The organism is Streptomyces sp. NPDC005706 (genome assembly GCF_040631045.1).
In the GTDB taxonomy this organism is placed as follows: domain Bacteria; phylum Actinomycetota; class Actinomycetes; order Streptomycetales; family Streptomycetaceae; genus Streptomyces.
In genome coordinates, this window is the sequence record NZ_JBEXYS010000007.1 from 245,510 (window position 1) to 257,157 (window position 11,648).

The following is an 11,648-nucleotide window of genomic DNA, read 5'->3' on the forward strand; positions in this document are numbered from 1 at the left end:
CGCGGGTGAAAACTGAAGACCGGGCGCGCGGACGGGATGGCGCGTCCGCGCATCGGATCCACGCTCCACACAGAGGTCCTCAGCCATGGGCGCTATCGACGAAACGGCTGTCAGGAGTCTGCGCGAGGCGCTGCGGGGGCCGGTGATCGCTCCGCCCGACCCCGGCTACGACGAGGCCCGCAGCATCTACAACGCCATGATCGACCGGCGGCCCGCGGCCTTCGCGCAGTGCGTGGACGTGGCGGACGTGCAAGCGGCCATCTCCTTCGCCCGGGACACCGGCGCCGAGCTGGCGGTGCGCGGCGGCGGCCACAGCGGGCCGGGTCTGTGCCTGGTCGACGATGGGCTCGTGCTCGACCTGTCGCCCATGCGCTGGGCCAGGGTGGACCCCGAGACGACGACGGTCCAGGTGGGCGGCGGCAGCCGGCTCGGGGATCTGGACCACGCGACCCACGCCTTCGGGCTCGCCGTGCCCTCGGGCATCATGTCGACCACCGGCGTCGGCGGCCTCACGCTGGGCGGCGGCCACGGCTACCTCACCCGCAGGTACGGCCTGACGATCGACAGCCTGCTGTCGGCCGACGTCGTCCTCGCCGACGGCAGCTGTGTCACCGCGTCGGCGGAGCGTCATCCCGACCTGTTCTGGGCGCTGCGGGGCGGCGGCGGCAATTTCGGCGTGGTCACGTCGTTCACGTTCCGGCTGCACCCGGCCGCCACGGTCGGGGTCGCCGTGACGGTCTGGCCGGTCGACCGCGTCCAGGAGGTGCTGCGCTGGTACCGGGAGTTCCTGCCCGCCGCGCCGGAGGAACTCAGCGGGTTCTTCGCCGTGCTGGTCGTGCCGCCCGGCCCGCCGTTCCCCGAGCCGATCCACGGGCAGAAGGTGTGCGGCGTCGTCTGGTGCTACACCGGTGGCCTCGCCGACGACCACCTGGCCGAGGTGCTCTCGGTGGTCGACGACCCGGCGCCGCCGGCCTTCCACTTCACCACCCCCATGCCCTACCCCGCGCTGCAGACCATGTTCGACACGCTGATCCCCAAGGGACTGCAGTGGTACTGGCGCGGTGACTTCTTCGACGCCATCTCCGACGCCGCCGTGGACGTGCACCAGAAGTACGCCGAGAACATCCCCACCGGCCTGTCGACCCTGCACATGTACCCGGTGGACGGGGCCGCCCAGCGCGTCGGCCCCGACGACACGGCCTGGGCCTACCGGGACGCCGTCTGGTCAGGTGTGATCGGCGGCATCGACCCCGACCCCGCCAACGCCGGCCTGGTACGGCAGTGGTGCGTCGACTACTGGACCGACCTGCACCCGCACTCCATGGGCGGCACCTACGTCAACTTCATCGGCGAGCAGGAGAATCCGGACCGGGTCCGGAGCACGTACCGGGGGCACTACGACCGCCTCGCCTCGGTCAAGCGCTCCTACGACCCGGACAACCTGTTCCACGCCAACCAGAACATCCCGCCGGCCGCGGACTGACTCCGGCCCGCCCTTGGACCAACGGCTCCGGGAGGACCTCGTGACCGCTTCGCCACCCGCCACCGACGCACCGCCGAACCGGTACGACGACCTGCGGGCCCTGGTGTTCAACTGCACCCTCAAACGCTCGCCGGAGACGAGCAACACCCAGGGGCTGATCGACCGGAGCACCGCCGTCATGGAGGCGCAGGGCGTGCGCGTCGACGTCTTACGGGCGGTGGACCACGACATCGCCACCGGCGTCTGGCCCGACATGACCGAGCACGGCTGGACGACGGACGCCTGGCCGGACCTCTACCGGCAGGTCCTGGCGGCCGACATCCTCGTACTGGCGGGCCCCATCTGGCTGGGTGACAACAGTTCTGTCATGAAGCAGGTGATCGAGCGCCTCTACTCCTGCTCGAGCCTGCTCAACGACGCCGGTCAGTACGCCTATTACGGCCGCGTCGGCGGCTGCCTGATCACCGGGAACGAGGACGGCGTCAAGCACTGCGCGATGAACGTCCTCTACAGCCTGCAGCACCTGGGTTACACCATCCCGCCCCAGGCGGACGCGGGATGGATCGGCGAGGCGGGCCCGGGCCCCTCGTACCTCGACCCCGGATCGGGCGGCCCGGAGAACGACTTCACCAACCGCAACACCACCTTCATGACCTGGAACCTGCTGCACCTGGCACGGGCGCTGAAGGACCTCGGCGGCATTCCCGCCTACGGCAACCAGCGCACCGCCTGGGACGCCGGATGCCGCCGCGACTTCGAGAACCCCGAGCACCGCTAACGGCGCCCGGGCGCCGCGACCAGCCCGAGCCGCTGAGCGCGCAGGAGGGTGCCGATCCGGTCGCGGGTGCCCAGCTTGCGGTAGATGTTCTCGACGTGCTTGTGCACCGTGCGGGCCGAGATGCCCAGGCGCCGGCCGATGGCGTCGGCGGTCAGGGCCTCGGCGAGCAGCAGCAGTACGGTCGTCTCGCGCGGCGTCAGCGCGCAGTCCGCCGCCCGCTCGTCGGACGCCCCGGCCGGGGCCAGGGACCGCCGCCACTCCTCCAGCAGCCGCCGCTGCCGTTCCACGGCCTCCATCAGCGGCTGGGCGCGCTCGGCCATGGCGAGATGGTCGTCGGTGAAGTCCGTCCCGGACCGGAAGACGAGGCAGCCGGTGATCGGGGCGGAGCTGCCGGGCAGCGGCACACCCAGCACATGGTCGACGTCCAGCACCGCGCCGAGCAGCCGGGCCGTCGCACTGTCCCGCCAGACCCGGCCGGCCGCGCGGTGCGCGGTGACCGGTGACCGTTCGGGCCGCTGCGCGTAGTGGCGGGCGAAGGGGTAGCCGGCGCGCAGCAGACCCAGGTCCGCCTCCGGGAGCCGGCCCAGTTCGCGGGCGGCGGCCCCGGCGGACGCACCGACCGTGCCGCTGCGCTCACTCCAGTCGTCCAGCTTGTGCACGGCCGCCTCGCCGCCGCACAGCCCGGCCAGCGCGCCGCTCAGCGAGGGCCACAGCCGTCCGGGCTCCCGTTCGTGCAGCGCCGCCACGGCCACCGCCACCAGACGTTCGTAGGCCTTCTCCAGCCCCTGTGCCACGTGCTTCGTCTCCGCGTGTATCCCGTGCGCCGGCCTCCCCCGGCCGGTGCCGCGTACGTACTTGTACGCATACCCCCGCCCTCCCCGGATGCCGCACACTTCAACCCGGCGCGTCCGGCCCGCTCGGACTCGGACGAACGCCGGGCGGGCCGCCGGTGCGGGGGAACGGCGGCCCGCGTCCCACTACGCCCTCAGGCGCCCCGGGCCGCGGCGCACAGCGCCCGATCCCCCTCGCCGGTGCGGCGGGCCGCAGCCGGCCAGGCCCGGGCGAACCGGCCCCGGTCCGCCGGGAGCAGGCGGCCGAAGACGTCCCGCGAGCGCTCCGCCGCGGCCGCGGGGAGGCGGGCAGGGCCGACAGGGGCCCGGGCGGCGGTCGGCAGACGCAGGTTGTCGCGGTGGGGGAGCTGATCGCCCGCGGCCACCCACCCCATTCATGCCTCCCCGCATGCCCGGTGGTCAACTGAGCGGAACTGCAGGGGAGGCCACTGACAACGCCCCCGGGGCCGGGGGCGTGGGCGTCAGCCGTCTCAGGCGTCCGGCGCGTCCTTCTCCTTCTTGAGGCTCTTCAGCCGCGCGCCCTCCTTGCGGACCTCGGCCTGGGTGGTCCGCTCCTTCTCCAGCCACTCGGGCCGCTCCTGCTTGAGCGCCTCGATCTGCTCGGTGGTCAGCGCGTCGGTGACACCGGCGCGCGCGAGGCCCGAGATGGACACGCCGAGCTTCGCGGCGACCACCGGACGCGGGTGCGGACCGTCCGCTCGCAGCACGCGCAGCCACTCGGGCGGGTTGGCCTGCAGCTCGTTCAGCTCGGCGCGCGTGACCACACCCTCCTGGAAGTCGGCGGGGGTGGCGGGGAGGTACACACCCAGCTTCTTCGCCGCGGTCGCGGGCTTCATCGTCTGGGTGCTCTGCTGCGAACTCATGAGGTCAAGGGTATCGGCCGGGTGCGGGCCGGCCGACCACGGCCGGTAGCCTGGCCTGGTGACAGGCTCGGAGGAATCACCGTCGTTCCGGCTCGCGTACGTCCCCGGAGTGACGCCGGGCAAATGGGCGCGGATCTGGCAGGAGCGCCTGCCCGGCATCCCGCTCACCCTGCTCCAGGTCCCCGCCCCCGAGGCGCAGGGGCTGCTGCGCGCGGGAGAGGCGGACGCGGCCTTCGTACGGCTGCCGGTCGACCGTACGTTCTTCAGCGCGATCCCCCTGTACACGGAGACCACGGTGGTCGTCGTGCCCAAGGACCACCTGATCACGGCGGCCGAAGAGGTGACCCTGGCCGATCTCGCCGACGAGGTCGTGTTCCACCCCCTGGACGACGTCTTCGACTGGGCCGCCCCGCCCGGCGAGCCGGCCTTCGAGCGTCCCGCGACGATCCCCGACGCGATCGAGCTGGTGGCGGCCGGCGTCGGCCTGCTGATCGTCCCGCAGTCCCTGGCCCGGCTGTACCACCGCAAGGACCTCACCTACCGTCCCGTCACCGACGCGCCCCAGTCGAGTGTCGCCCTGTCCTGGCCCGAGGAGGCCACCACCGACCTGGTGGAGGACTTCATCGGCATCGTCCGCGGCCGCACCGTCAACAGCACGCGGGGCCGTACGGCGGAGAACGCCGAGGCTGAGCAGCGGCGCGGGCGGGCGCAGCAGGGCGGCGGCCGCCCGAAGCCGGCTTCGGGGAAGTCGACCGGCTCGAAGCCCGCGAGCCGTGCCGCGCGGGGCCGCACCGGCGCCGGGGGCGGCGGGAAGGCGGCCAAGCCCGCCAAACGGGGCAAGCCGCGCCGGAAGTAGCAGCAGGCCGTGGCAGCCGGCCGTCGTTCCGCGCCCCGGCCTCAGGCCCAGGGGCGTACCGGTCCCGCCGTGCCCCCGGCTTCGGTCCGGGGCCGCACCGGTTCCGCCGTGCCCCCGGCCTCAGGTCCCGGGCCGCACCGGTTCCTCCGCGCCGCCCTCCGCGGCGCCCCGGCGGATCCGCTCCCCGGTCCGTGCCGGTTCGGGGCGCGTCCGGCGCTCCCGCAGGTCCGCGACCGCCAGCACCAGGGCGGCCATGATGAGCCCGACCGCGGTGAGCAGCCCGAGCTGAATGGCCGTGGCGGAGTATCCGGGGCCGGCCTGGTGCGCGAAGTAGACCGCGCCAACCACGGCGATTCCGGCCGCCGACCCGACCCGCTGGCCCGTCTGGAGGACGCCGCCGGCCGCTCCGGCCCGGTGCACGGGAACCCGGGTGAGGGTGAGGGTCGTGTTCGGGGAGACCGTCAGGCCGGAGCCGATGCCGCCGATCAGCAGCGGCAGCGCGGTCGCCCAGCCCACGTTCCGCCCGGGCACCAGCTCCACCGCCGCGACCACCCCGAGCAGCCCCAGCGCCACCCCGGCCAGCCCGATGACGACCAGCTTGCGGCCGAAGCGCACCACCAGCCGGCCCCCGGCGGCCGCGCCGACCGCCGAGGCCGCCGCGAACGGCAGCACCGTCAGGCCCGCGGCCAGCGCGCTGTAGCCGACCGTGTTCTGCAGGAACAGCGTGTAGACGAAGAAGACCGTGGTGAAGCCCGCGAAGTAGGTGAGGCTGACCAGGGCGCCGAGCGTGAACGACCGCAGGGAGAACAGCTCCAGGTCGACCAGCGGGTCCCGGCCGCACCGCCCCTGCCGTCTCTCCCAGGTCCAGAACGCGGCCAGCAGCAGCGCGGCCACCGGCAGCAGTGACCACTTCAGCCGCCCGGTCCACTGCTGCTCCTGCACCAGCGGCAGCATCAGCGCGAGCACGCCGGAGCCGAGGAGGAGCACCCCGAACAGGTCGAACGTCTCCCGTTTGCCGGCGGCCGCGGGGAAGCGGGGGAGCAGCCGCAGCCCGGCGGCGAAGGCGGCCACCCCGATGGGCAGGTTGACGAAGAACACCCAGCGCCAGCCGTCGTCGGTGCCGACGGCGTCGATCAGCACGCCGCCCGCCAGCGGCCCCACCGCCGTCGAAACTCCGATGACGCTGCCGAGCAGGCCGAAGGCCTTGGCCCGCTCGGAGCCCTGGAACATCTGCTGGATCAGCCCCGAGGTCTGGGGCGCGACCATGCCCGCCGCGGCGCCCTGGATCAGCCGGAACACCACGAGCCAGGACGGCCCCGGAGCGAGCCCGCACGCCGCGGAGGCCAGCGTGAACAGGGCCAGCCCGAGCAGGAAGGCCTGGCGCCGGCCGCGCATGTCGCCCAGCCGGCCCGCCGGGACGAGAGCGAGCCCGAAGGTCAGGGCGTATCCGGAGACCACCCAGGACTGGGCGGCCTCGGAGGCGCCCAGCCCGTGCTCCATCGAGGGCAGTGCCACGTTCACGATCGAGGTGTCGAGCAGCGAGATGAACCCCGCCGTCAGACAGACCGCGAGCGCCTTCCACCGCCGGTCGTCGGGGGTGGGCCCTGCCTGGACTGTGGTCATGTGGTCACGCTAAGCAGCCGTTCGGCCGGGCGCACTCCGGGAGCGCCGCCGCGCGCCTCGGGAACCTCACGTCCGGCTCAGCGGGAACCGGCCGTTTCCATGAGCCACGAGTACGCCGACTGCGCCGTGAACTCGGTCTGGCCGCCCCGCACCAGCAGCGCGGCCGTGGCGAACTCGGGTGCGTCCGCCTGCGCCGCCACGTACGGGACGGCGACGCAGCGCATCCCGGCCGCGTGCGCGGCCGCCGCGCCCGGCGCCGCGTCCTCGACGACCACGCAGCCGGCCGGGTCCACGCCGAGCCGGCGGGCCGCCTCGAGGAAGACGTCGGGGGCGGGCTTGCCGCGGGGCACCTCGTCCGCGGAGACGACGGTGCGCAGGTGGGCGTCCAGGCCGGTGCCCGCGAGGATCGCCCGGATCGCGTCCAGGGAGGAGCCGGAGGCCACCGCCGTCGGCACCCCCTCGGCGGCCAGCAGCTCCACGAACTTCCGCATCTCCGGGTACGCGCGCGTGCCGGTGCGGGCCAGTTCCAGATAGCGCCGGTTCGTCGCGTCGAACAGCTCCTCCACCGAGGCGCGCAGGCCGTAGCGCTCCCGCCAGAGGACGGCGGTCTCCAGGGTGCTGACGCCGACGTAGCTCTCGTGCTCCGTCCAGGTGAAGTCCGGGACGCCGTGCTCGGCCAGGGTCAGCCTGCCCGCCTCGTAGTAGTTCGGCTCGCTGTCGACCAGCGTTCCGTCGAGATCGAAGACGACCGCAAGGGTGCCGGGCTCGCTCATGCCGTCCAGCATGCCCGGCGTCAGGCGCGGTCCGCCTGTCCGACCGATTCCACCAGGGGGAGCAGCCGGTACGGCACGCGCTCGCGCAGGGCCACCTCGGTGCGGGTGCGCACCACGCCCGGCAGGCTGATCAGCTTCTGGATCACGTCCTCCAGATGGGCGTTGTCCCGCCCCACCACCCGGGCCAGCAGGTCGCCGCCGCCCGTGATCGAGAAGGCCTCGACGATCTCCGGCACGGCGGCCAGCGCGTCGCCCACGTCGTCCAGATGGCCCTGGGTGACCTCGATGTGGACGAAGGCCAGCACCGGGTGGTCCAGCGCCGCGGGGGACAGCGAGGGACCCGTACCGGTGATCACGCCGTCGCGTTCCATGCGGTCCAGGCGGGCCTGGAGGGTGCCCCGGGCGACGCCGAGGATGCGGGCGTACTCGCGCACGCTGGTGCGCGGCTGCTCCAGCAGCAGCCGCAGGATGCGGGTGTCGAGTGCGTCCACGCTCATGAGTCACGACTGTACCAATGGCTCACCGGTGAGAGAGCCGCGTATGCCACCCGACCTGGTCCGTTGGTATCACGGCAACCGTTCGCCCGAGTTCCGTGCTGAGCCATTGGATCAGTGATGCGGGCAACACTTGAGCCAGCGACCTCTGTGATGCTCTCATGGGTACGTCGATGGCGCTGCGGATCCCCGCGGCGCCTTTTGTGTGCCGGTGTGTCATCCGGCGTTCCAGGTGTCCCGGGCGTCCCGGGGTTCCAAGGGGAGGGGCTCAGTGCTGAAGAGGGTGTTCGTGGCCGCGGACCCGGGACGGACGCGGCTGCGCTTCGCCGCGCGGGCCGTGCTCGGCATCGGGCTGGCGGTCGCCGTGTGCGCGGTGGCGGGGCAGCCGCTGGCCGGCGCGGTCACCGGTGGCCTCGCCGCGCTGCTCGCCCTGTTCACCGTCACCGACGCCACCGTGCGCGGACAGGCGGTCACCACCGCGCTGCTGCCCGCCGTCGGCCTGCCCGTGCTCGCCGCCGCGGCCGAGCTGCACGACTTCCCCGTCACGCGGGACCTGGTGTTCCTCGCCGTGGTCGGCGCCGGCGTGTACGCCCGCCGCTGGGGCCCGCGCGGTCACAGCCTCGGCGTCTTCGCCTTCATGACCTTCTTCATGGCCCAGTTCCTGCACACCACCCCGGGACAGCTGCCGGCGCTGTACGCCGCCGTCCTGCTGTCCGTGCTGAGCGCGGCCGCCGTGCGCTTCGGCCTGTGGTGCTACGAGCGCCGGCTGCCCCCGGCCGCGGTACCCGCGCAGCCCGCCGGCACCGGGCTGGCCAGGGTGACCACACGGCAGGCCGTGCAGGCGACCGCGGGCGCGGGCTTCGCGCTCGTCGCCGGCCAGCTCATGTCCGGGCAGCGCTGGTACTGGGCGGTGGGCGCCACCTGGTGGGTCTTCGTGAACACCGCCTCGCGCGGCGAGACGCTGGTCCGCGGTTTCCGGCGGGTGCTCGGCACCGTCATCGGCATCGCCCTGGGCTTCCTCGTCGCCGTGCCGGTGCACGGGGCGGCCGTGCCCACCGCCGTCCTCGTGGCCGCCGCCGTCTTCGGCATCTTCTACACGGCCGCCGTCTCCTACACCTGGATGATGCTCTGGGTGACCGTGCTCGCCGCCTCGCTCTACGGCCTCCTCGGCGTCCTCACCCCCGGCCTGCTCGCCCTGCGCCTGGCCGAGACCGGTGTCGGCGCCCTCGGCGCGGCGCTCGCCGTGCTCTTCGTGCTGCCCGTCACCACGCACGCCACGACCGACGCCTGGATCCAGCGCGCCCTGCGCTGCGTGCACGCCTGCACCGCCGAGGCCGCCGCGCGGCTCGCCGGATCGGCGACGGCCGACCCGGCGCCGCGCGTGGCCGAGCTGGAGCAGTTCCTCGGCCGGGTACGGCTCTCGGTCGCCCCGCTCGTGCACCCGCTGAACCCGATGCTCGGCCGCAAGCGGCGCGCGCGCCGGGTGCTCGCCCTGCTCGACGACTGCGCCCGTGAGATCCGCGGTCTGGTCGCGGTCGCCGCGGACCCCGAGGCCTCCCACGACGCCCGCCTGGCCGCCGCCTGCTGGCGGGTGGAGGCCGCGGTCGAGGCGCTCACCGACGGCGGCCTCGAACAGGTCCACCGGCCCGCCGAGGCCCCCGCCGAACCCGCCCTGGCCCATCTGCACGGCCTGGAGCGGGCGCTCGCCGAGCTGGCCGAGCCGCTGCGGGCACCCTCCGGCTCGCGGCTCGTCGGAGCCTGAGAGGAAACGTCCCCCGGTTGGTCTAGACCGACGGTGGCCGACTGCTACCGTCGGCACCACTGGCGCGGACCGAGAGGGGACAGCGGTGGCAGCAGTCGGCAGGCGGCACAGGGCGTTCATCGGGTCGTTCACGGCCGCGGGCGGCCCCGGACTGGTCACCGCGGCAGTCCACCCGGACACCGGCGCGCTCACCCTCACCGGCTGCCTCGGCACCGTCCCCGACCCCGCCTACCTGGCCCTTTCACCGGACGGCGGCATGCTCTACGCGGTCAGCGAGACCGCCGAGGGCGCCGTCGCCGCGTACCGCGTCGGCGGGGACAAGCCGGAACCCGCCGGGCCGCCCGTGCCGGTCGACGCCGGCGGGCCCACCCACCTCGCCCTGCACGCCGGTCATGTGCTGACCGCCAACTACGGCTCCGGCAGCGTCACCGCCGTACCGGTGCGCCCGGACGGCACCCTGGCCGCCGCACCCTCCGGGCTGCTGCGGCACACCGGCTCCGGCCCGCACGACCGCCGCCAGCGCGGCCCGCACGCCCACCAGGTGCAGCCCGATCCCAGCGGCCGGTGGTTCGTGAGCGTCGACCTCGGCACGGACTCGGTACGGGTCTGCACGCTCGACGGGGGCGTGCCCGCGCTGCACCGCGAGATCGCTCTGCGCCCCGGCTCGGGCCCCCGTCACCTGGCCTTCCACCCGGACAGCGAGCACGCCTACGTGGTCAACGAACTCACCCCGACGGTCACCGTGTGCCTCTGGGACGCGGACGGCGGCTCCCTGAAGCCGCTGGCCGAGGTCCCGGTGCTGCCGGGCGCCCCGGCGGGCGACGCCTACCCCTCGGGCCTCGTGGTCTCACCGGACGGCCGCTTCGTGTGGACCGCGACCCGCGGCGAGGACGTCCTGTCCGTGCTCGCCGTCCAGGGGGACGGCCTCCGGCTGACCGGCACGGTGCCGTGCGGCGGGCACTGGCCCCGGGCGCTGGCCGAGCACGACGGCTTCCTCTACTCCGCCAACGAACGTTCCGGCGACGTGACCTGGTTCGACGTGCGGGAACGGACGGGACTGCCCCGCTACGACGGCTCCGTCGAGGTCGCCGCGGCCGCGTGCGTCGTCTTCGGCTGAACGGGCGCCCGCGCGTCCCCGCGGCACGCGGAAGGGCCCGCTCCGGCGACCGGAGCGGGCCCTTCGGCCGTACGGGAGTGCCGTCGCGTCAGCGGACCGGCGTGCCCTGCTGCTGCGGCGTGGCGATACCGAGCGCGGTCGTGTACTTGGCGAGGGCGAGCTTGCCGATCGCCGGGTAGGCGCCCAGCGCCTCCGCGGTGGAGCAGCCGGCCTCCTCGGCGGCCGCGGCGAGCAGCGCCGAGTCGATCTCGGGGCCGATCAGGTACGGCGCGAGGGCCAGCTGCTGCGAGCCGGAGGAACGCAGCTGCTCGGCGACCGAGGTGATGGCACCCTCCTCGTCGAGCGCCGCCGCCATGACCGGCACGGCCAGCCGCGCGGCGAGCAGCATGCCGGTGATGCCGGCCGCCTGCACGGCCTCCTCGCCGCCCACCGAGGCCAGGATGATGCCGTCCGCGGCCGTGGCCACGGTGAACAGCCGGGCGCGGTCGGCGCGGGCCAGACCCGCCTCGGACAGGCGTACGTGCAGCGCCTCGGCGAGCAGCGGGTGCGGGCCGAGGACGTCGGTCAGCTCGGCGGCGACCCTGCTGTCCATCACGGCCTGGCGGACCTGGCGCAGCAGCGCGCTGTCCGGACCGGCCAGCAGCGGGACGACGACGGCGACCGGGCCGTCGGGCTCCTTGACGTCGGCACCGGCGGCGCGGGCCTGCTCGAAGCGTGCGGTCCGCTCCTCGGCGGCGCCGGACAGCACCGAGCGCAGGCTCGGGAACTCGGCGTCGTCCCCGTCCAGGTAACCGATGCGGGCATCCAGGCCGGGCAGCTCGGAGCGGGCGATGCTCACGACCTCCTCGGCGAGGCTGCGCGAGGCGGCGCCGGGCGCGCCGGGCACCGCGAGGACGAGCGCGGGCGCGCCCTCGGGAGCGACCAGCGGTTCCGGTCGGCGGTGCCTTCCGGGCTGACGGGGTCGCGGCATTCGTACTGGCAGGCCGGACGCGGGCCCAGTGGGGGAACTCATGGCGTCGCATGTTACTGGCTCTTTGGGTTCCCCTGT

At 74.2% G+C, this 11,648-nt stretch carries 12 protein-coding genes; 5 read left to right on the forward strand and 7 right to left on the reverse strand.

Going from position 1 to position 11,648, the window contains the following annotated elements; translation table 11 throughout:
- Positions 1-85 precede the first annotated feature (85 nt).
- A complete protein-coding gene (locus ABZ478_RS16085) occupies positions 86-1,483 on the forward strand; it encodes an FAD-binding oxidoreductase (protein ID WP_359549481.1) in 1,398 nt (465 codons plus the stop codon).
- Between the two features lie 40 nt (positions 1,484-1,523).
- Positions 1,524-2,261, forward strand: a complete 738-nt coding sequence (locus tag ABZ478_RS16090; RefSeq protein WP_359549484.1) for a flavodoxin family protein — start codon at positions 1,524-1,526, stop codon at positions 2,259-2,261.
- Here ABZ478_RS16090 and ABZ478_RS16095 read toward each other — a convergent pair.
- The 3 genes from ABZ478_RS16095 to ABZ478_RS16105 all read right to left on the reverse strand — a co-directional run bounded on the left by ABZ478_RS16095 (position 2,258) and on the right by ABZ478_RS16105 (position 3,975).
- Positions 2,258-3,055 carry a LuxR C-terminal-related transcriptional regulator gene (locus ABZ478_RS16095; protein ID WP_359549486.1) on the reverse strand — a complete coding sequence of 266 codons (798 nt, stop codon included), beginning with the start codon at positions 3,053-3,055 and terminating at the stop codon, positions 2,258-2,260. The genes ABZ478_RS16090 and ABZ478_RS16095 overlap by 4 nt on opposite strands.
- Positions 3,056-3,246: 191 nt before the next feature.
- Positions 3,247-3,486 (reverse strand): hypothetical protein, encoded by a 240-nt coding sequence (locus ABZ478_RS16100; protein WP_359549488.1) that lies wholly within the window; start codon positions 3,484-3,486, stop codon positions 3,247-3,249.
- A gap of 96 nt (positions 3,487-3,582) precedes the next feature.
- Positions 3,583-3,975, reverse strand: a complete 393-nt coding sequence (locus ABZ478_RS16105) for a DUF5997 family protein (RefSeq protein ID WP_359549490.1) — start codon at positions 3,973-3,975, stop codon at positions 3,583-3,585.
- Between the two features lie 58 nt (positions 3,976-4,033).
- Here ABZ478_RS16105 and ABZ478_RS16110 point away from each other — a divergent pair, with 58 nt between their 5' ends.
- Positions 4,034-4,831, forward strand: a complete 798-nt coding sequence (locus ABZ478_RS16110) for a LysR family substrate-binding domain-containing protein (protein ID WP_359549492.1) — start codon at positions 4,034-4,036, stop codon at positions 4,829-4,831.
- Between the two features lie 120 nt (positions 4,832-4,951).
- Here ABZ478_RS16110 and ABZ478_RS16115 read toward each other — a convergent pair whose 3' ends face one another.
- From ABZ478_RS16115 to ABZ478_RS16125, 3 genes are all read right to left on the reverse strand, one after another.
- Entirely contained in the window at positions 4,952-6,454 is a 1,503-nt protein-coding gene (locus ABZ478_RS16115; protein WP_359549495.1) for an MFS transporter, read from the reverse strand.
- A 77-nt stretch (positions 6,455-6,531) separates the two neighbouring features.
- Complete coding sequence (locus tag ABZ478_RS16120; protein WP_359549498.1) at positions 6,532-7,227, reverse strand: HAD family phosphatase; 696 nt, start codon at positions 7,225-7,227, stop codon at positions 6,532-6,534.
- A 20-nt stretch (positions 7,228-7,247) separates the two neighbouring features.
- The gene (locus ABZ478_RS16125) at positions 7,248-7,724 is read right to left on the reverse strand and encodes an Lrp/AsnC family transcriptional regulator (RefSeq protein WP_358929113.1); all 477 of its coding nucleotides are present in this window, start codon (positions 7,722-7,724) and stop codon (positions 7,248-7,250) included.
- A 268-nt stretch (positions 7,725-7,992) separates the two neighbouring features.
- On the opposite strand from ABZ478_RS16125, the gene ABZ478_RS16130 reads away from it, so the two are divergent.
- Together ABZ478_RS16130 and ABZ478_RS16135 are read left to right on the forward strand one after the other, a co-directional pair.
- The gene (locus ABZ478_RS16130) at positions 7,993-9,483 is read left to right on the forward strand and encodes an FUSC family protein (protein ID WP_359549499.1); all 1,491 of its coding nucleotides are present in this window, start codon (positions 7,993-7,995) and stop codon (positions 9,481-9,483) included.
- Between the two features lie 85 nt (positions 9,484-9,568).
- Positions 9,569-10,600 carry a lactonase family protein gene (locus ABZ478_RS16135; RefSeq protein WP_359549501.1) on the forward strand — a complete coding sequence of 344 codons (1,032 nt, stop codon included), beginning with the start codon at positions 9,569-9,571 and terminating at the stop codon, positions 10,598-10,600.
- An 88-nt stretch (positions 10,601-10,688) separates the two neighbouring features.
- Here the strand turns inward: ABZ478_RS16135 and ABZ478_RS16140 are convergent, their stop codons facing one another.
- Positions 10,689-11,612 (reverse strand): hypothetical protein, encoded by a 924-nt coding sequence (locus ABZ478_RS16140; protein WP_358929119.1) that lies wholly within the window; start codon positions 11,610-11,612, stop codon positions 10,689-10,691.
- Positions 11,613-11,648 lie beyond the last annotated feature (36 nt).